The 20,095-nt window shown below is 56.5% G+C and carries 20 protein-coding genes; 13 read left to right on the forward strand and 7 right to left on the reverse strand.

Features of this window, described 5'->3' with window-relative positions:
* The first annotated feature begins 39 nt into the window (after positions 1–39).
* The 13 genes from rbfA to eno all read left to right on the forward strand — a co-directional run bounded on the left by rbfA (position 40) and on the right by eno (position 13,084).
* Entirely contained in the window at positions 40–411 is a 372-nt protein-coding gene (rbfA, locus tag DW724_RS04545; protein WP_117555081.1) for a 30S ribosome-binding factor RbfA, read from the forward strand.
* Positions 408–1,367: a DHH family phosphoesterase gene (locus tag DW724_RS04550; RefSeq protein ID WP_117489861.1), complete on the forward strand. Its 960-nt coding sequence runs from the start codon at positions 408–410 to the stop codon at positions 1,365–1,367. Before rbfA ends, DW724_RS04550 begins: the two co-directional genes overlap by 4 nt.
* Positions 1,354–2,271, forward strand: a complete 918-nt coding sequence (truB, locus tag DW724_RS04555) for a tRNA pseudouridine(55) synthase TruB (RefSeq protein WP_118760794.1) — start codon at positions 1,354–1,356, stop codon at positions 2,269–2,271. The genes DW724_RS04550 and truB overlap by 14 nt, the downstream gene beginning before the upstream one ends.
* A gap of 152 nt (positions 2,272–2,423) precedes the next feature.
* A complete protein-coding gene (gene ribF / locus DW724_RS04560; RefSeq protein ID WP_118478062.1) occupies positions 2,424–3,332 on the forward strand; it encodes a riboflavin biosynthesis protein RibF in 909 nt (302 codons plus the stop codon).
* Positions 3,333–3,462: 130 nt separating this feature from the next.
* The gene (locus DW724_RS04565) at positions 3,463–3,984 is read left to right on the forward strand and encodes a hypothetical protein (protein ID WP_118760795.1); all 522 of its coding nucleotides are present in this window, start codon (positions 3,463–3,465) and stop codon (positions 3,982–3,984) included.
* Between the two features lie 410 nt (positions 3,985–4,394).
* Positions 4,395–4,961, forward strand: coding sequence for an RNA polymerase sigma factor (locus tag DW724_RS04570; RefSeq protein WP_118760796.1), 567 nt, complete (start codon positions 4,395–4,397; stop codon positions 4,959–4,961).
* Positions 4,882–5,814 carry a hypothetical protein gene (locus DW724_RS04575; RefSeq protein WP_118760797.1) on the forward strand — a complete coding sequence of 311 codons (933 nt, stop codon included), beginning with the start codon at positions 4,882–4,884 and terminating at the stop codon, positions 5,812–5,814. Before DW724_RS04570 ends, DW724_RS04575 begins: the two co-directional genes overlap by 80 nt.
* A gap of 175 nt (positions 5,815–5,989) precedes the next feature.
* Positions 5,990–6,475, forward strand: a complete 486-nt coding sequence (trmL, locus tag DW724_RS04580; RefSeq protein WP_118284636.1) for a tRNA (uridine(34)/cytosine(34)/5-carboxymethylaminomethyluridine(34)-2'-O)-methyltransferase TrmL — start codon at positions 5,990–5,992, stop codon at positions 6,473–6,475.
* 11 nt (positions 6,476–6,486) lie between these two features.
* Positions 6,487–7,365 (forward strand): DegV family protein, encoded by an 879-nt coding sequence (locus tag DW724_RS04585; RefSeq protein ID WP_118760798.1) that lies wholly within the window; start codon positions 6,487–6,489, stop codon positions 7,363–7,365.
* A 224-nt stretch (positions 7,366–7,589) separates the two neighbouring features.
* Entirely contained in the window at positions 7,590–8,780 is a 1,191-nt protein-coding gene (locus DW724_RS04590; RefSeq protein WP_118360006.1) for a phosphoglycerate kinase, read from the forward strand.
* Between the two features lie 112 nt (positions 8,781–8,892).
* Entirely contained in the window at positions 8,893–9,663 is a 771-nt protein-coding gene (gene tpiA, locus DW724_RS04595) for a triose-phosphate isomerase (protein WP_110435367.1), read from the forward strand.
* A gap of 116 nt (positions 9,664–9,779) precedes the next feature.
* Positions 9,780–11,513 (forward strand): 2,3-bisphosphoglycerate-independent phosphoglycerate mutase, encoded by a 1,734-nt coding sequence (gene gpmI / locus DW724_RS04600; RefSeq protein ID WP_256372138.1) that lies wholly within the window; start codon positions 9,780–9,782, stop codon positions 11,511–11,513.
* A gap of 251 nt (positions 11,514–11,764) precedes the next feature.
* Entirely contained in the window at positions 11,765–13,084 is a 1,320-nt protein-coding gene (gene eno / locus DW724_RS04605; protein ID WP_116704727.1) for a phosphopyruvate hydratase, read from the forward strand.
* 350 nt (positions 13,085–13,434) lie between these two features.
* Here eno and DW724_RS04610 read toward each other — a convergent pair whose 3' ends face one another.
* From DW724_RS04610 to DW724_RS04640, 7 genes are all read right to left on the reverse strand, one after another.
* Entirely contained in the window at positions 13,435–14,481 is a 1,047-nt protein-coding gene (locus DW724_RS04610) for a hypothetical protein (RefSeq protein ID WP_118760799.1), read from the reverse strand.
* 16 nt (positions 14,482–14,497) lie between these two features.
* A complete protein-coding gene (locus DW724_RS04615; RefSeq protein WP_118760800.1) occupies positions 14,498–16,318 on the reverse strand; it encodes a hypothetical protein in 1,821 nt (606 codons plus the stop codon).
* Positions 16,318–16,686, reverse strand: a complete 369-nt coding sequence (locus tag DW724_RS04620) for a hypothetical protein (protein ID WP_118360003.1) — start codon at positions 16,684–16,686, stop codon at positions 16,318–16,320. Before DW724_RS04620 ends, DW724_RS04615 begins: the two co-directional genes overlap by 1 nt.
* Positions 16,687–16,806: 120 nt before the next feature.
* Positions 16,807–17,838, reverse strand: a complete 1,032-nt coding sequence (locus DW724_RS04625; protein WP_117751069.1) for an FN3 associated domain-containing protein — start codon at positions 17,836–17,838, stop codon at positions 16,807–16,809.
* A gap of 48 nt (positions 17,839–17,886) precedes the next feature.
* Positions 17,887–18,378 carry a hypothetical protein gene (locus tag DW724_RS04630; RefSeq protein ID WP_118760801.1) on the reverse strand — a complete coding sequence of 164 codons (492 nt, stop codon included), beginning with the start codon at positions 18,376–18,378 and terminating at the stop codon, positions 17,887–17,889.
* Positions 18,353–19,912, reverse strand: a complete 1,560-nt coding sequence (locus DW724_RS04635) for a hypothetical protein (protein ID WP_118760802.1) — start codon at positions 19,910–19,912, stop codon at positions 18,353–18,355. Before DW724_RS04635 ends, DW724_RS04630 begins: the two co-directional genes overlap by 26 nt.
* Positions 19,902–20,093 (reverse strand): hypothetical protein, encoded by a 192-nt coding sequence (locus DW724_RS04640; RefSeq protein WP_117489718.1) that lies wholly within the window; start codon positions 20,091–20,093, stop codon positions 19,902–19,904. Before DW724_RS04640 ends, DW724_RS04635 begins: the two co-directional genes overlap by 11 nt.
* Positions 20,094–20,095: the final 2 nt, after the last annotated feature.

The raw sequence follows: 20,095 nt of genomic DNA on the forward strand, positions 1-20,095 counted from the left end.
TACAAGCAGATTTTAATCAATCCTCAAAGGAGGAAAGTTATGTCTACTCGAATTGATCGTATTTCCGAAGAAGTGATGAAGGCTCTGGCAGAGGCGATGCGCTCTGTCAAGGACCCGCGTGTACAGGAGGCTATGGTTTCCGTGGTACACTGCGATGTTACCAACGATCTGCGCTATGCGAAGTGCTATATTTCCGTACTCGGCAGTGAGCAGCAGACCAGGGACGTGATGAAGGGCCTGAAGTCCGCTGCAGGCTGGCTGCGCCGCGAGGTTGGCCACAAGGTACAGCTGCGCTATGCGCCGGAGCTGGTATTTGAACTGGATCAGTCCATCACCCACGGTGCACACATCTCCGAGGTGCTGCACGAGCTGAAAAATGAAGGCAAGCTGGGCGAGGAGGACGCAGAATGATCGTTGACGTTGCTGGCGCTGCTGCTGCGCTGCAGGCAGCGGACGACATTCTCATCCTGACTCACCGCAGACCGGACGGCGACACGGCAGGCTGTGCCGGTGCGCTCTGCCGCGGTCTGCAGCAGATTGGCAAGCGCGCATATATTCTGGAAAATCCGGAGATCACCAGGCGTTATGCGCCGCTGATCGTGCCGTATTATTCGCCGGAGGATTTCGTTCCGGCGTATGTGGTTTCGACTGATATCGCTGAGGAGAAGCTGTTTCCGGACACGGCCGAGCCGTACAAGGGCAAGGTCGATTTGGTCATTGACCATCACGGCTCGAACGACGGCTTCGGCAAAAAAAACCTCATCCGGCCGGATGCAGGCGGCTGTGCCGAGGTGCTGTACGATGTGCTGACGGCGCTCGGTGTTAAGTTCACGGCCGACATTGCAGAGTGCATTTATATCGGTGTTTCGACCGATACGGGCTGCTTTAAGTTCTCGAATACGACCGCGCATTCGCATGCGGTAGCGGCGGCCTGCCTGACTGCCGGTATCGACGGCGGTGAGATCAACCGCGTGCTGTTTGAGACCAAATCGCGTCCGCGGTTTGAGATGGAGCGCATTGTATTTGATACGATGGAGTTCCACGAGAACGGTGCGATTGCGGTTGCCGTGCTCTGGCGCAGGGATATCGACCATGCAGGCGCGGATATGGACGATCTGGACTCGATTGCATCGCTCACGCGCCAGATTGAGGGCGTACAGATCGGCATCACGCTGACCGAGAAGCCGGACGGTACGGTTCGCGTTTCCGTCCGCACCACCAAGGAGATGGACGCGGCTGCTATCTGCAAGAAGGTCGGCGGCGGCGGTCATGTCCGTGCGGCAGGTGCAAGCTTCACCTGCGGCATGGCGGAGGCCAAGGCTGCTATGCTGAAGGCGGCAGAGGAGCAGTTTCATGCAGCAAAGTGACCTGAACGGCATTCTGCTGATGAACAAGCCGCAGGGCTTTACCTCACATGACGTGGTAGCCAAGCTGCGCGGTATTCTGCACACGCGCAGGATCGGTCACGGCGGCACACTGGACCCGATGGCGACCGGTGTTCTGCCGGTATTTGTCGGCGGTGCGACCAAGGCGGCAGATTTTGCCGCGGCGCAGGATAAGGAATACGTTGCCGGGTTTACGCTCGGCTACTGCACAGATACGCAGGATGTCACCGGCGAAATGCTCCAGACCAGCGAACGCTACGCTGCGGAATACGCAGTAAAGCAGGTGGTGCGGCGCTTTATCGGTCCGCAGCAGCAGGTGCCGCCCATGTACTCGGCGGTCAAGGTGAACGGCCAGAAGCTGTACGACCTCGCCCGCAAGGGCAGGGAAGTGGAGCGTCCGGCGCGCGATATCATTGTGCACGAAATGGAGCTGCTCGACTTCGATGAGAATGCCCAGAAGGGCACGCTGCGGTGTAAGGTCAGCAAGGGCACCTACGTCCGCACACTGGTCAATGACCTTGGCGAAAAGCTGGGTACGCTGGCCGTGCTGCACAGTCTGGAGCGCACCCGTTCGGGCGCGTATGAACTGGCGCAGTGCCATACCTTTGCCGAGTGTGAGCAGGCGATGGCAGAGGGTACCATGCAGCAGCTTCTGCTGCCGACCGACAGCCTGTTTACCGATAGACCCGCCGTTTCGCTCACCGACGAGGGCGCGGAGCGCATTGCGAGAGGTGCAGTTGTGTTTCCGCGCCAGACCGACAGTCTGCCGGAGACCGCAGATACCATCTGCCGTGTGTACCATCAGGACAGGTTCCTTATGCTCGGTCAGGTGAGAGAGCTGGATAAGGGCGGTTTAGGTCTGTTTGTATACAAAAACTTCCGATAAGTTTTTGTATACAAACAGAAATGGAGAATTGAAAATGGAAAATGGATAATGAGGGTATCGCGCCTTGCGCGATGATTTAATAAGCGCAAAGCGCCGCATTCATTCTCAATTCTCAATTTTCAATTATCAATTTTTTTCAGGGGGATTCCCTTATGATAGAAGTTACAAAGCCGCGTGCCATCGCGCTCGGCTACTTTGACGGCGTGCATCTGGGCCATCGGGCGCTCATGCAGCGTGCGGTCGAGCGGGCCAAGCAAATCGGCGGCACGAGTGCGGTTTTTACGTTTGATGTGCATCCGGATTCGGTCGTTATGGGCCGTCAGGTGCCGCTGCTGACCGCAAATGCATATCGCACCGAGGAGATCAAAAAGCTCGGCGGTGTGGACGAGGTTATTTTCGGCCACTTTGACCATGAAATGCAGCACATGGACTGGCGCGACTTTATCCACAAGCTGCTCATCGGCCGCTTTAACGCGGGCTGGATCATCTCGGGGCGCAATAACCGTTTCGGCTATAAGGGGCAGGGCAACGCAGAAGGCATGGCTATCGAGTGTGAAAAGGCCGGCATCGGCTATGACTGCATTGAGGATGTCAAGATTGGCGGCATTGTGGTGTCCTCCACCTATATTCGTCAGCTGATTTCGCAGGGCGATATGGAAGGTGCGGCTAAGTTTCTCGGTCATCCGTATACGGTTTCCGGCATTGTGGAGCACGGACGGCGTGTGGGAACCAGCGTTCTGCAGGTGCCGACGGTCAATCTGCGTCTGCCGACCGAAATGGCGCTGCCGCCGTACGGTGTGTACGCAACCCGCGTTCTGGTGGACGGACAGAGCTATATCGCAGCGACCAATATCGGTGTAAAGCCGACATTTTTAGACGGCGGTGCACCGACCATCGAGCCGCATCTGCTCGACTTTGCGGGCGATCTGTACGGCAAGATGATCCATGTGGAGCTGCATAAGTTCCTGCGTCCGGAAATGCAGTTTGAATCGGTGGAGGCGCTCAAGACCGCCATCGAGGAAAATGTGCAGCAGACCAGAGAATTTTTCAAAGAGAAATAAGAAAAGGCGGTATCGCTGCATAGCGATACCGCCTTTCTGTATCTCAGGGAACAATTTGGTTGACAATCAAGGGATCGTTCGGTATCATCAAGGTACAAGAATAAGGATAGAGAATCGGGAGGGAGACAATATGAAGAAATCGGTCAAATGTGCAGTGACAGCGGCGCTGCTCCTTCTGCTTTGTGCGGTTGGGATCTATGGCATATTCTTTGCACCACGGAAGATCGGCTGTGCAGTCGATGATTCGTTTTCGTGGAAGGCGTACAGCTATACGCCGGTGACGAGCAAAACGATTTATAACTATGCGTTCCCGTCCGAAGAAATTACACTTTCTGCGGAAAATCGGGAGACGATCGTGCAGCTGCTTGCAGACAGTAAGGGCAAGCGGCGCTTTCCGGGCAGATGGACACCGTACGGCACGAATATCAGGATTCCGTGCGTCGTTGCAGTGCAAATAGACAGCGCGGAAGCAGATTATATGCTCTTTCTGTGCAGGAATGATTCGGAAGAGTTGCTGCTGCTGAAAACAGAACTACATGGCAAGGACAGATGGTATACGCTGGAGAGTCCGGCGCTTGCGGCGGCTCTGAATACCCTGTATCCGTATGATACCACAGGCAGCACGGTAACGCATACTGTCGGAACAAACTAAAAAAGCTGCGGTTAAACCGCAGCTTTTTTGCCGCAAGGCAGAAAAAAGCCGCCTGATGAATCAGACGGCGATTTTCCCTCAAAGAGCAGGTAAAGAGTAAAGAAAGAAAAAAGAAAAAAAGAGAGCAAATGAAATATAAAAACCAATGTGGTTGTTGGTTATTGTCGATTTGTTGTGTTCCTTAGAACAATTATTATTATAGTCGTTTTAGATAAAAATGCAATAGATTTTTTGTTTAATGTTCCAGAGAAAATGCGAAAGTTTTTGTGCATATATCACAAGAATAACCTCTGTAAATTGTAGGTAAACACAAAGCAAAGGGAAAATAAGCCGAAATCTCAAAAAATCCGGCGGCAGCGGGAACGATTTGCCGCTGCAAAACGTGTTGGTGGTGAAAGGAGGAGAGAGCAATGCAGACAAAACTCAGGTCGGACGCATTTCTGCAGCAGGCGATGGTCACCTGCGGCGACGCGGTCTATCGCCTAGCTTTGTGCAGACTGAACAGCCGCGCGGACGCAGAGGACGTCTATCAGGAAGTCTTTCTCCGGCTGCTGCGGGACGACACCGATTTCCGCGACACCGAGCATCTGAAAGCATGGCTGCTGCGCGTAACGCTCAGCCGATGCGCCGATCTTCGCCGGTCGGCGTGGTTTAAGCGCACCGCACCGATGGAAGCTGCCGCGGATGCTGCCGCTCCGGAACCGGAAAGCAGCAGCGAGCTGTGGCAGGCGGTACACGCACTGCCGGACGATCAGCGAATCGCGGTGTGGCTGCACTATGTGGAGGGCTACCGCACAGAGGAGATCGCGGAAATGGTCGGCTGCCGTCCGGCAACGGTACGCACGCGGCTGCATCGCGCAAGAAAGCAATTAAAGCTGGATTTGGAGGGATCTTACGATGAAGAACAACTGGAACGAACTGAAGGACATCAAGGCTCCGCAGGAGCTCAAGGAGCGCACGCTGGCAGCAGCTCGTGAAGCGCGTAAGCTGACGAACGAACCGCTGCATGCGGTGCCGCGCCATCCGTGGGGAATGGCAAAGCGCCTTCTGGCGGCAGCCTGCGCGTTCGGTATTGTGCTGGGCGGTACGGCGGTTTATCGCACGCATAATGGCACCGCGCAGACCGGCAGTGCAGTCGTAGCGGATGCCATCAGTCACACATTCGGCTTTGCAGCCTATGCTGCCGATACCGGCGAGCTGCGTCAGCCGAAGGACAGCAAGATCGTGTTCGATACCGGCAGCGGCGCAGACGATCCGGAAAAGGGTTTCTACTCCGGCTGTCTGTTCAAAGTCACCGGTGAGAATATCAAAACCATATCCGCGACCATTGACAAGGGCGCGGTCTACCGCACGAAAACCGTCAAGGATACATCAGCCGACCGTGACGAGTGGGTGCGCTCGATGCATCAGGGCACGAACCCCGAACTCGACGGTGCCGACACCGTGATGGTCTGGGGAAACGGTCCGGAGGAGGGCGCAGAGCAGATGTACGCCGACCTGTGCTGGAAGCTGGACAACGGCTTCACCGATGCGTACGACCCGGACGCCAGCTACGGTCTGTGGCTGTCGAGCATGCCGGAAACCACGGACGATGATCTGCAGGATTCGTGGCACGCGGCCGTGGACGGCTTTGAGGGCGCAAAGCTGACCGTTACCATCACCTTTACTGACGGCTCGGAGCAGACCCGCTCGATGACGCTGCACACCGGCAAGTTGGGCGTGGAATACAAGGACGATACGTCCGGTCCGAGCCTTACCGGCGAAGTGCTGACCGATGAGCAGGCCGCAGCGGAAGGCTATATCTATGGCGTCTATGCGGATATTGAGTAATTGAAGATATGTGCCGTTCGTCCAAAATCATCAAAAATTAGTATAGTGCATGAAAATTTCCTCTGAATCTTGTGTTCAGAGGAAACTTTTTTGCGGAAAAATGGGAATATACCTTGAAAAATACGGTGTTATCGCATAAAATAGAAGAAGTTTAGTTCGTAAATGAGGCGAAAGTATGCTCAACATTGTTTTGGTCGAGCCGGAGATTCCGCAGAACACCGGCAACATTGCCCGCACCTGTGCGGCGACAGGCTGTGTGCTGCATCTGGTCGAGCCGCTCGGCTTTGCTATCGATGACAAGCGCATGAAGCGGGCCGGTTTGGATTACTGGCACCTGCTCGATGTGCGTATGTATAAAAATCTGGATGAATTTTTTGAGAAAAATCCGGACGGCCGCTACTTCTATGCGACAACAAAGGCGCCGCACGCCTATCATGAGGTGGAATACCGCGACGGCGACTACCTGATGTTCGGCAAAGAGACCCGCGGTCTGCCGGAAGCGCTGCTCATCGAGCACCCGGAACGCTGCGTTCGCATTCCCATGAGAGAGGGCGCGCGCAGCCTTAATCTGTCTAACTCGGTCGCTGTTATCGTGTTTGAGGCACTGCGGCAGACCGGCTTTGAAAATCTGAGACTTGCGGGACCGTTCCCACAGGCATAAAGGAGTAAAGAATGGAAAAGATTCATATTTTGACCGATTCCTCATCGGATATTCCGCACGATCTGGTAGAGGCGCACGGCATTGAGATCGTTCCGATCATGCTGACGCATGAGGGACGCAGCTTCCGCGAATATTACGACATCACATCCGAGGACTACTGCAGGCTGCTCGAGACCAGCAGCGAGATTCCCGGCACGGCCATGACTACGCCGACCGTATTCCTCGAGTCCTACAACCGTGCATTTGAGCGCGGCTGCACGCATCTGCTGGCAGTGCTCATCAACGGCGGCGGCTCGGGTACCTATCAGGCGGCGTGCCTTGCAAAATCCATGTTCGAGGAGGAGCAGGGCGAGGGAAAAATGACCATCGAGGTCATCGACTCCAAGACCTACACCTATATTTACGGACACATTGTTGTCAAGGCTGCCGAAATGCGCGAGCAGGGCGAGAGCTTTGACGCGATCGTCAGCGTGGTAAAGAGCCGTCTTAACCGCGTGGAAGCCTACCTCGGCGTGTACAGCCTCAAGTTCCTCAAGAAGTCCGGCCGTATTTCGGGCGGCGCGGCTTTCGTGGGTGAGGCGCTCGGTCTCAAGCCCATCAGCCATGTGTATGACGGTGCGGTAAAGGTGTGTGACAAGGTGCGCGGTGAGAAGGCACTCGTTGCCGGAATGAGCAAAAAAGTCTCCGCCCGTGTGGTGCAGCCGGATAAGCAGACGGCTATCCTGCTCTACGGCGACGTACCCGCCGAGCGTCTGGATGAAATGGAAAAGCGTCTGCGTACCGAAATTGGATTCCACGATGTGGAACGCGTAGTGATCGGTCCCTCGGTTCTGACAAATACTGGTCCGCTGGCGATGGCTGTAGCGTATTATGGAACGCCGCGGGATTGATGCAAAAATTGTGAATGTTGTTTAATATTTCGCAACTTTTTGGCGAAAAACGCAAAAATCCTCTAAAAGCGAGTTGGAATGTGATGATTTTCACAATTTTGCTTGCGAATGACACGAATTACGAGTATAATTCTGTATTGGAAACGGAATTATTGTAGTAATAACAACCGTGCTTTTGTTCCTTATCGTAACTTTATAATACATCTTAAAGGAGAGGGATATTTATGCAGTATAACAAGAAGAGCGTTGAGGATATCGACGTATCCGGCAAGAAGGTAATTGCCCGCTGCGATTTTAACGTACCGCAGGACGAGAACGGCAACATCACCGACGACAAGCGCATCCGTGCTTCGCTGGAGACCATCAACTACCTGCTGGATCACAACGCTGCTGTAATCCTGTGCTCGCACCTCGGCCGTCCGAAGGGCGAAGTAAACATGAAGTATTCGCTGGCTCCGGTCGCTAAGCGCCTGAGCGAGCTGCTTGGCAAGGAAGTCAAGCTGGCAAAGGACGTTGTAGGCGAGGATGCTAAGAAGCTGGCCGCTGAGGTTAAGCCGGGCGAGGTCGTTCTGCTTGAGAATGTTCGCTTTGAAAAGGGCGAGACCAAGAACGACGCTGCGCTGGCAAAGGCTATGGCTGACATGGCTGACATTTACGTCAACGACGCATTCGGCACCGCACACCGTGCACACGCTTCCACCGCAGGCATCGCAGATTACCTGCCGGCTGTATGCGGTTTCCTGATCAAGAAGGAAATCTCTATCATGGGCAAGGCCCTGAGCGATCCGGCTCGTCCGTTCGTTGCAATCCTGGGCGGCGCTAAGGTTTCCGACAAGATCGGCGTTATCGAAAACCTGATCGACAAGTGCGACACCATCATCATCGGCGGCGGCATGGCCTACACCTTCTCCAAGGCAAAGGGCGGTGAGATCGGCACCTCTCTCTGCGAGGAAGACAAGATCGAGCTGGCACTCGGCCTGCTCAAGAAGGCTGCTGACAAGGGCGTTAAGCTGCTCCTGCCGGTTGACACCGTTTGTGCAGATCACTTCGGCGCGGACGCTGCTCCGGTCGTATACGAGGCTGGCAAGATCCCGGCTGACATGATGGGCATGGACATCGGCCCGAAGACCGTAGAGCTGTTCTCCGAGGCTGTCAAGGACGCAGGCACTGTTGTTTGGAACGGTCCGATGGGCGTATTCGAGTTTGACACCTTTGCAGTCGGCACCAAGGCTGTTGCCAAGGCAATCGCTGAGAGCAAGGCTGTTTCCATCATCGGCGGCGGCGACTCCGCAGCTGCTGTTGAGAAGCTGGGCTTTGCTGACAAGATGACCCACATCTCCACCGGCGGCGGCGCTTCTCTGGAGTTCCTCGAGGGTCTGGAGCTGCCGGGCATCGCATGCCTGCAGGACAAGTAAGTCTATTAGGAACGCTTTATATCGGAGCGCGTTCTGTTGAGCGCTCCGTATAAATACATAAAGATTTAAGACGGAAATGTCCGTCCGAATGTTTGAAAGGGGTAAAACCAACATGAATCGCAGATATCGTAAGACCATTATCGCCGGCAACTGGAAGATGAACAAGACTCCGGCAGAGGCAAAGGCTCTGATCGAAGAGATGAAGCCGCTCCTGTCCAAGACCAAGTGGTGCGAGATGGTTCTTTGCGTACCGTTTACCGATATTCAGGCTGCTGTAAAGGCTGCTAAGGGCTCCAAGATTGCAATCGGCGCTGAGAACATGCACTTCGAGAAGTCCGGCGCTTTCACCGGCGAGATCTCCGCTGACATGCTCAAGGAGCTGGGCGTTAAGTACGTTATCATCGGCCACTCTGAGCGCCGTCAGTACTTCAACGAGACCGACGAGGCTTGCGGCAAGAAGGTTCAGGTCGCTCTCGAGAACGGTCTGCGCCCGATCCTGTGCGTAGGCGAGTCTCTGACCGAGCGCGAGCAGGACGTTACCATGGAAGTTATCCGCAAGCAGATCAAGATCGCTCTGCAGAACGTAGCTGTTGAGGACATCAAGAAGGTCGTTATCGCTTACGAGCCGATCTGGGCAATCGGTACCGGCAAGACCGCTACCGCAGAGCAGGCTAACGAGGTTTGCTCCGCTATCCGTGACTGCCTGCGCGAGAAGTATGGCGCACGCGCTGCACGCGGCATCACCATCCAGTACGGCGGTTCTATGAACGCGAAGAACGCTTCCGAGCTGCTGGCTCAGCCGGACGTTGACGGCGGCCTGATCGGCGGTGCCTCCCTGAAGAGCGCTGACTTCGCTACCATCGTAGAAGCAGCTAACCAGTAAGATAAGGATACGGGAAAGGGAAACGCTCCCTCACCGTTTTGCGGAGGGGGACATGGTGCATATCGTGTCCCCTTTTATTCTCTTATCGTTCGCTTCTGTAAAGGAGTTTTATCAGTATGAAAAAAACCACTATGCCGGGCATGCCGGAGGTAGAGGTAGTCGAGATCAAGACTTCCGCACCGGTTAATGTTCTGGCAGATCCGGCTCCTGCAAAAAAGCCGGCGGCAAAGCGTACTCGCAAGACCGCTGCTAAGACTGCCGAGGAGAAAAAGCCGGCAGCAAAGCGCGGCCGCAAGCCCAAGGCAGCCACCGCTGCTGCCAAGAAGGCAGAGGGCCCGAAGAAGCCGACCGCTCTGATCATCATGGACGGCTTCGGCCACCGCGAGGAGACCAAGGGCAACGCCATCGAGGCTGCTAAAAAGCCGAATCTCGATAAGATTTTCGCAGAGAACCCGCTCACCTATATCGGCGCATCCGGTCTGGACGTTGGTCTGCCGGACGGCCAGATGGGCAACTCCGAGGTTGGCCACACCAACATCGGTGCAGGCCGCATTGTATATCAGGAGCTGACCCGCATCACCAAGGCCATCCAGGACGGCGATTTCTTCGAGAATCCGGCTCTGATGAGCGCTATCAACCAGTGCAAGTGGTTCGATTCCACCCTGCACATTTTCGGTCTGCTGTCTGACGGCGGTGTGCATTCCCACATTGACCACATGTTCGCGCTGCTCGAGCTGGCACGCCGCAATGGTCTGCGCAAGGTTTGCTTCCACTGCTTTATGGACGGCCGTGACACGCCGCCGCAGTCCGGTATTGAGTATATCGACCGCCTGCAGGCCAAGATCGACGCTGTCGAGGTCGGCTGCATCGCAACCGTATCCGGCCGTTACTACGCAATGGATCGTGATAACCGCTGGGATCGCGTACAGAAGGCGTACAACGCTATCGCACTCGGCGAAGGCGAGCACGCAGCTACCGCACACGAGGCTATGGAGCAGTCCTACGTAAACGGCGTAACCGACGAGTTCGTTGTTCCGGTTATCGTTACCGAGGGCGCGACCGTCAAGGATGACGACGCGATCATCTTCGCAAACTTCCGTCCCGACCGTGCGCGTGAGATCACCCGTGCATTCGTTGATCCGGAGTTCACCGGCTTTGAGCGCGTACAGCCTAAGATTCACTACGTCTGCATGACGCAGTACGATGCTACTATTCCGGGCGTGGAAATCGCCTTCAAGCCGCAGAGCCTGAAGAACACGTTCGGCGAATATATCTCCGATCTGGGTATGACCCAGCTCCGCATTGCCGAGACCGAGAAGTACGCACACGTTACGTTCTTCTTCAACGGCGGCGTTGAGAAGGAGTATCCGGGCGAGGATCGTGCTCTGATCCCGTCCCCGAAGGTTGCAACCTATGATCTCCAGCCGGAGATGAGCGAGCCTGCCGTTACCGAGGAGTGCGTAAAGCGCATCCTGTCCGGCAAGTACGACGTTGTTATCCTCAACTTCGCAAACTGCGATATGGTAGGTCACACCGGCGTATTCGAGGCTGCAGTCAAGGCTATCGAGGCCACCGATGACGGCGTAGGCAAGGTCGTTGACGCCATCCTCAAGATGGGCGGCCAGTGCCTGATCACCGCCGACCACGGCAACGTCGATCAGATGCTCGACGCTGATGGTGTGACTCCGTTCACCGCACACTCCACTAACCCAGTGCCGCTTGTAATGGTCGGTCACGAGGGCAAGCTGGCAGACGGCGGCGTACTGGCTGATCTGGCTCCCACCATGCTGGATATGATGGGCATTCCGCAGCCTGCAGAGATGACGGGTCACAGTCTGCTTGTTAAGTAAGTCTCCAAGGGGGACGCTGTCCCCCTTAGATACCGAAAAAGTTCCCAAGGAAACTTTTTCGGATATCCCCCTCATCTTTGCACGGCAAAGACGGTTCGGGACACGTGTCCCGAAGCAGTGGTATAAAAGTCCGGCAGAGCTGGACTTTTATGGGGAATTTTATCGCCGCGTGCGCGCGGCGCAGCAAAAATGTGATTTTTGCTGTTTCGTTAGCCAACCATTTTATTTTATAATAAGAAGGAGAAAGAATTATGAAGGGCTACATTGAAATTGTTGATGTAATCGGCCGCGAAGTTATGGACTCCCGCGGCAACCCGACCGTTGAGGTTGAGGTTTACGTTGAGGGCGACACCGGCGCATACATGGGCCGCGCTGCTGTTCCGTCCGGTGCTTCCACCGGTATCTTCGAGGCTTGCGAGCTGCGTGACGGCGACAAGTCCCGCTACAACGGCAAGGGCGTACTCAAGGCTGTTGACGCTGTAAACGGCGAGATCGCTGAGGTTGTTATCGGCATGAACGCTCTCGACCAGCAGGCAATCGACAAGGCTATGATCGAGGCTGACGGCACCCCGAACAAGACCAAGTTCGGCGCAAACGCTATCCTCGGTGTATCCCTGGCTGTTGCCAAGGCTGCTGCAGAGGCTCTGAGCCTGCCGCTGTACAACTACATCGGCGGCTGCAACGCTAAGACCCTGCCGATGCCGATGATGAACATCCTCAACGGCGGCGCACACGCTACCAACAACGTTGAGATTCAGGAATTCATGATCATGCCGGTTTCCGCTCCGTCCTTCCGCGAGGCTCTGCGCCGCTGTGCAGAGGTATTCCATCAGCTGAAGACCACCCTGAAGGAGAACGGCACTCCGGCAGCAGGTGTAGGCGATGAGGGCGGCTACGCTCCGAACCTGAAGAAGGACGAGGATGCTCTGAAGGTTATCGTTCAGGCAATCGAAGAAGCTGGCTACAAGCCGGGCGAGGACTTCATGATCGCGATCGACGCTGCTTCCTCCGAGTGGTGGAACGACGAGGAGAAGTGCTATATCCAGCCGAAGTCCGGCAAGAAGCTGACTCAGCAGCAGCTGGTTAAGATGTGGAAGAACTTCGCTGAGAAGTACCCGATCATCTCCCTCGAGGACGGCATGGCTGAGGAAGACTGGGAAGGCTGGGCTATGCTGACCAAGGCTCTGGGCGACAAGATCCAGCTGGTTGGCGATGACCTGTTCGTTACCAACACCTCTCGTCTGTCCAAGGGCATCGAGCTGGGCGTTGCTAACTCCATCCTGATCAAGGTTAACCAGATCGGCTCCCTGACCGAGACCCTGGATGCTATCCAGATGGCCAACCGCGCCGGCTACACTGCAGTTGTATCCCACCGTTCCGGCGAGACCGAGGATGCTACCATTGCTGACATCGCTGTTGCACTGAACGCTGGCCAGATTAAGACCGGTGCTCCGTCTCGTACCGACCGCGTTGCAAAGTACAATCAGCTGCTCCGCATCGAGGAAGAGCTGGGCGAGGATGTTGCACAGTTCCTGGGCAAGAAGGCTTTCTTCAACCTGAAGAACAAGTAAGTCTCCGTCCTTACCGTTACTGCAATATGAGAAAACCGCACGCTTTTGCGTGCGGTTTTTTTATGGCTCAATCATAAAAGCTGTGGGATGAAGGATTTCTGATGTAATGATTGAGCCTTTTTATATAGAAATTTCTTGCGAATATATAGTAAATTCTTGCGCTTGGGTTGACGGACGGACAAACTTGTGCTATCATAACTGCAGTAACATAGCGAATTCTCTGTGCTGAAACAGAGAATCTGGCTTTTTTGGATAAAATTGCTCACATTTTCATTTCTTTATCATAAATCACCTCTGCGCCTTGTGCGCAGAGGTGATTTATTTTTTCGGATAGACGCGACTTGAGAAAATCAGCCGCCGTAGCCGTTCTTCCATCGCTGCAGCGCAAGTGCTGCGTTCTTGTAGCTGACATCGGCGGTCGGCGTTCCGGCGGGCACACCGAGGATAGCCGCGTCACCCTGACGAACGTATCCGCTGGTTTTCCAGCGCTCAAGCGCCTGCTCGTAGGCACGGGTCTGTGCATTCGCGGCCGCACTGCTGACATTCAGCTGATAATTGCGCCAGTTCAGCGTCGGCGTGCCGTTCAGGAAGCCGGTCAGACCGGCTACGGACAAGCCGTAATCGCGGTCGGCGTTAAACTGGCTCAGTGCCGCCTGCGCCTGCTGGAGCGCCGCATTTTCCGATGCGGTATAGTAGCTGCTCTCGGCGGCTGCGGTCTGTTCATCGGCGGCATTCTGCGCTGCCGCACGCGCGGACAGACGCGCCTGCCCAAGCGAATTCAGGTCGCTGCGGTACCGGTTGTCCACCGCAATGCGGCTGGTCTCCGCCATGCCGCTGGTGGCTGCCTGCCCGCGTGCGCCCATGTTAAGTCCGAGTGCCGCCAGCTTTTCCTCGTTGTTCACCGCGGACTGTCGGGCATTGATGTCGGTCTGACGCATACCGGCGGCGTAGTCGTTCTCGATGGATGCGAGATTGCTCTCGAGCTGTTTTGCAATACGGCTGCGGGCGGTCTCAAATCGCTTGAAACGGGCATTTTCCGCCGCATCATACAGGCTGCTGACGCGGTTTGCACCGGTTGTTGTGCTTGAAACCGAGTACGGACGGTAGCTGCCGTTCCATGTCGAAACCGCGTCGTTGGACGCAACCTTGCCGCCGAGACCGAGCGAGTCAATCTTGTTCTGGCGTTCGCTCAGCAGCTGCTGGCGTTTCGCTGAATCAGTCGTGCCGGCAATCGCCGCCGAGTAGTCAAAATTGTCGCGGTAGCCATTGGAATTGAGCGTGCCGGAGGACTTGCTCGACGTCGATTTGCTTGCCGCCGTCTTAGTCGAAGTGGACTTGGATGTGGTTGACTTTATCGTTGATGTTCGGCGTGTGGAAGTTGATTTGATGATTGCCAAAGGGGAATCCTCCTTTCTAAATTACGGTCTGACCCTGTGTCCAGCGGATGGTGAGCGCGAGCAGACCAAACGGCTCATCCGGCCGGTCGTTGCCGATGCGCACGGCAAACAGAGGACTGCGGTGCTGTTTCCATCGGGTACGGTACGTCACGGCGCCTGGAATGCACCGGAAGGAGAACCGTGAAAAGTCCAGTGTGCGGAAGGAAAACAGGTCCATATTGCGGGAAAGCGCAAGCTGGACACCGTTTTCGTTCTCGTACTGCACGGTCGCGCCCGAGCGGGAATGCGGCATGAGCGTCGGAATCACGTCCCGCACGGTCTTGAAGCGGCTCCAGTCGGAGAGCGGCAGGGTAGGCGTGCGCCAGTACGCGGCAATCGCCGCCGTGTCATCAAGATAGGCGTGCTCCTCCTCGCTTTTGGCAAAGCGGCACAGCCGACCGTCTGCCGTGCCGAACCACAGCAGACCGTTCAGCACCGCCAGACACTGTGCAGGCACATTGACCCAGAAAAACCACGCCGGATCGCCGTTTTCCTCGGTCAGAGAGCCGTCCGCGACATAAATGTGTCCGTTTACTGCCAGATAATATTTGCCCTCGAATACCACCGCACAGGCGTTTTTGAGGTCGGCCTCCTGCGATAATTTCGGCACAATGGCATCGGATACCGAGCGGATCGTTCGCTGTTCGGCAACGGCGGTGCCGTACACGCCCTGCACACCTCTTGCCGAGAGATACAGCGGCAGGTCGTTCAGCACGGCGAAGCAGCGGCTTGAAATCGCGCCTTCACCTTGCGCACCTTGCTTGAGCGGATACAGCGCAGAACCGTCATCCGCCATCATGTAGGTGCGCAGATAGCTGGTCGCCTCCTGTGCGCCGCCGGACTTGACCACGACCTGACTTTCGTACTGCTTGAGATAGCCGACGATCGCAGATGCATCCGTACCTATGCGGGTGTAGCCGGTGTCCGGAAAGTAGGTCGGGTCGTATAGGCCGCTCTGCCAGTCGCAGTCCGGCTCATCCGGGTTGCCGGAAAGGAACACGCGCGTGTCGTTTTTGCCGCCGTACAGCCCGGCAAAGCGGCATTTATTGATCTTGTCCGCGTGTCCGCTGACGGTTTTGGCAAACGCGATGGACACATTTGCCAGACCGTTTCCGTTTGCCGGAGCAGCGGCCAGCGTTACCAGACCGGTCGAGCGATTGACCGCCGAAACGGTAACCGCCGAGCCGTTGACCTCAGCTGTAACAGCTGTTTCGTCGAGGTCGGTCGCGTCTACCTTGAACTGGGTCGCTGTGCCGTCACCGATAAAGGTGTTGATGCGCTTAGGCGTCAAGAGATTTACCGCCTCGTAGCTGGTGCCGCCGCCGGTCGGCGCCGCAGAGATGGTCGTGGTCGGCACATAGGCGGTGCCGGATACCGGAACGGCTTCCCAGACCGTGTTTTTGCTGCTTTTGCGCACCGCACGATAGGTTTTGCCGTCCATCAGGTAGAGTACACCCTTCACCGTGAACGACTGAGAAAACGCCTCGTTCATGTCCGCGCACAGCTCGGTCTGCGTGCCGTCCGGTGTCCGAAAATACAGCTTTGCACCTGCGTGAACGGCACAGCCAATGCCATCCGGCATAGCGAATAACCCATAGATGGGTGCGTTAAACTGCGCCTGTGTGCGCCATCCGGTGCGCTTTACAAGAAAATCGTTCTGGTCGCAGATCATGTTCTGCATATCCGGCGAGCGGGAGAGAGACACCTTAGTCGGATGCGTGCGGCAGTCGATGCCACCGAACCGGCTGACCACAGTCTGCTGCTCGGCCTCCGGATAGGGAAATTCGTAGCTTTGCATTAAATCATCTCCTGCACGGCGGTAAACTGCGCGGGACAGTGACTCAGCAGGCGTTCGCTGTACTCGGTTGCCGCCCAGTTAAACTTGGCCTTGTCGTCATCCGCGACAAGCAGCGCCGCCAGTCCGTACGGAAAACATTCGCGCGCCAGCCAGTCGCCGGCGGGCAGCTCCTCGGTCAGCGTCGTCATGCGCGGCGGCACAAGCAGCACGTCTTTGCCGTCAGACGCACGTTCTGCGTTCATCTCGCGCAGGCTGTTCGCTAACAGCTGGTTGAGCGCACCGAGCGCAAACTGCTCGTAATACACACCGCTGTCCGGTGTTTCGGATAAAATATTCAGCGCTGCACGAAAGCATTCGGTTCCGGTCATAGGGTTACCTCCTTTGTGATGGGTTCATTGGATACAGTGAGGAGTTAGAAGGCAGGAGTGGGGAGTAAACGAAGAAAACCTCCTGCCTCCTCACTCCTAACTCTTATCTGCTATTTGAATTTAGCCTTCCGCTACCTCGGACGGATACGCGCCGGACTGCACACAGTATGCGCGGATCTTGCAGCCGGTTTCAGGCGTCAGCACGGTGCCGGCAACATAATCCTTCGCGGAATCCGAGTAGCGCGGATCCGAGCCGTCCAGGGTGTAGCGCACCTTGCCGAACGCGGTGATCTTGCCCTGGCTGATAGTCGGTGCGCTCGAGCGGCAGTCCTCATCGACCAGTGCATACACGCCGCCGCACTTTGCGCCGAGCACATACGCGTCGTAGTAGTGACGGCCCTCGATCAGCGCACCGGACACGCCGACCGGGTCCTCGTGCACCTTGGCATCCGCGATCTTGTACGGCATGAGCACGGCATCCTTGTGTGCAACGAGGAAGTACACGTCCTCCGGCAGATAGCTCTTGGGAACGCGGACGACATTCATGCCGAATACCTCGCCGCACACACCCTTGGCGATGGACTGACGCGCCAGCACGTCCACACCGGCAAACTCGTCCGAGGTGCACACTAGCTTGTACATTTCGCTGGTCAGGTACAGATAGCGGTTGTCGTCCGGCACAAGCGCATCGTCGAGCGCCTGCGATGCATCCGCGATCTTGCTGATGATATTCGCCTTGGTCGGCTTTGCACTTTCCACAATGCTGCCCGCCATGGTGACGAAGCGCTTGAATGCGTACTTGTCTGCCGCCGGCGTGGACTTCTCATTCAGCTGCAGGCGCAGCATGTCGGCGGCGTTCTTGACCAGATTCTGATCGAGGTTGTTGCCCTTGTCGATGGTCAGGGTAAACGCCTTGTCCTGCGTCATGGTCAGTTCCTGCACCACGTCCTGCATTTCAGTCACATCGCCGTAGCGCTTGAGACCGCCGTCACGGTCGTAATCGACCTCTTCGACGGTGATCGGGGTGTAAACCTTGAGCGTTTTCACGCCGGTCAGGTCATACGTCTCGGCGGTCTTGCCCTTGATGAAGGACGCACGGGTGAATACCTCCGCAATTTGGTCGGAATACTTGCTTGCGAGATTGATAGCCATAAAAATTTACCTCCTATATAAATGTTAAATCGTGAAGTAATGAGAATGTTACTTGCCGAGCAAAGCGAGGGTAACCGGGTCTACCCCCACGGGTTCCCCGTCCGACTGCGCCGGACCGACAGCCGCACGGCGGTTCTTCTGGTTCATCTCGAGCGCTGCCAGTTCGTCTCTCAATTCGGCAATCTCCCACTTGCGGTACGCGGACACGAGCGAGCCTTCCTGCTGCGCCCACTCCCATACCTGCTGCGGAATGTCCTCGGGACGGACATCGGGATATTCCTCGACGAAAGCGGCGTAGATCTGGCCGTTCGGCATCGCGTTTGCCGCGCGGTTGCGGCGGATGTAGGCGTTACGCTTGGAAAGTCCCTGTGCGGCTGCGTCAATCAGCTCTTCGAGCGTCAGCTCGACGATATCGCCGTCCACCTCGACCGGATAGGTCTGTGCATTTTCCTGCGGGTGGGTTTCTGCCGCCTGTTCCTGTGCGAACGGATTGACCGCCATTTCCTGCTCGGGATTAGGATTCATTGCTGTTTTCTGCATTACTGTTTGCCTCCTTTTGCTGCTGTTGCTGTACGCGGAGCGCGTGCAGCAGGTCATGTTTGCCGCGTACCTGATAATCCGGTACGTTTTCCAGATATACGAGCGGGTCAGAGATAACGCCGCTCTCCAGCAGATGATCGTTTGTCATCGTCTGCATGGTTTCGGACCAGTAGCTTGCCGCGCCGACATCCACCTGCAGGCGCATGTCCTGTCCGGCGAGTGCAGAGAAGTCGAACGTGCATTTTTCGGGTTCGCCGCCGTCCTCATTCGGCAGAACGAGCGTGCGCACGCCGTAGTGCGCGCCCATCAGATCGAGAAACACGCGCGCCCAGTCCTCGGTGAAGCGGTAAAACTCCATTTTGGTCAGCTCGAGCGGAGCCGCCGTTGCGTTCTGCACCGCGATAATTGCCGAGGTGTTGTCTGGATTGACCGTGCCGAGTGCGGCTTCGCTTGCGCCCATGAGCTCCGCGGTATCGGTCATCATTTGCTTGAGCAGCTGCAGCACCTGTGCCGAGATATCCGGTGCGCGGAATGCGGCCGCGATGGCATCGTTCGGGTTGCCGCGCATGCCGATTGCTTTGCCGACGTCGTTCGACCAGCCGTTCGGAAACCGCGTCATGTCGTACACGATCTTAGGGAACGCCACCTGCTTGATGCACTGGACGTACATCGAGTACAGCTTGTTGATGGCAATCTGGTTCGGAATGGCCTCGGTCAGCGGACTTTCGCCGTGGCACGAGCCGCGCACGCGGTTCCAACACAGATGCGTCACCGGATACAGCCGATAGGGAAGCACCTTTTCGGGCATGACAACGGCATTCCGCGTGGTCTTGCAGAAGGCAATGCCGTTCTCGGTCCTGCGCATGTGCAGCAGTACGGTCACGCGCTCGCCGTCTGCCGAGGTGCGGTAACGGTGGTATTCGCCGCTGTCATCCGGCCGAATGGCTTCCGCGTCACTCGCGGAGATGCCGTTGACACGCGCTTCGCGGCGCACCTCGTCCGCGTCGCGCCGCATGGCAATGATAATGTACGGCTGGCGCTGTACCTCATCGCAGGCGGCGTTGCCGAAGCAGATGTTCGTGGAATCAATCAGCTCCACCGCAATATCGCCCTTGACCGCCTGACCGGTCTCAAGCGCCGGATCAAAGTGCATGTAGAAGCAAGCATCACCGTCCACACAGGCGTTTTTCAGCAGCGGGCGGCCGAGTGCCTTGACACCCGAACGCTCGATCGCGGATGCAAACGCGCGTTCGAGCACATGCGCGGTCTGCCGCCCGTCCTCATCCATGTCAAACGGCTGGGCGCGTACCGCCACATCGTCGGAGACCAGCATGGCCACAAACAGGTTGACGCAGCGGCGCAGCACGTTGAAGATCAGCGGGTCGAGCGACTGCACGCGCAGACCCTCCCACTGCCTGCCGAGGTAAAACGCCTCGTTGCGCCGAACACGGTCGTATAAACCGATCGAGCGCTTGTAGTCGCGGTCGCGCTCATATTTCTTCCAGATTGCCGTCGGTGACGGATCAAATTTCATCGTTGTCCTCCTCTCGTCCGTAGTTCATCAGCGCCGCCAGATCGCGGCTGAGCGTATCCTCCGGCGTAGATTCTGCCGTGTGCTCCTTCGGCAAACGCCGCGGCAGAACCACACCGCCGGAGATGATTGCACCGGTCAGGACCAGTATCGCCGCAGACAGCGTGTAACATAAAATTTCCATCA

The sequence above is a fragment of the Butyricicoccus sp. AM27-36 genome, from assembly GCF_003480945.1.
Classification (GTDB): domain Bacteria; phylum Bacillota; class Clostridia; order Oscillospirales; family Butyricicoccaceae; genus Agathobaculum; species Agathobaculum butyriciproducens.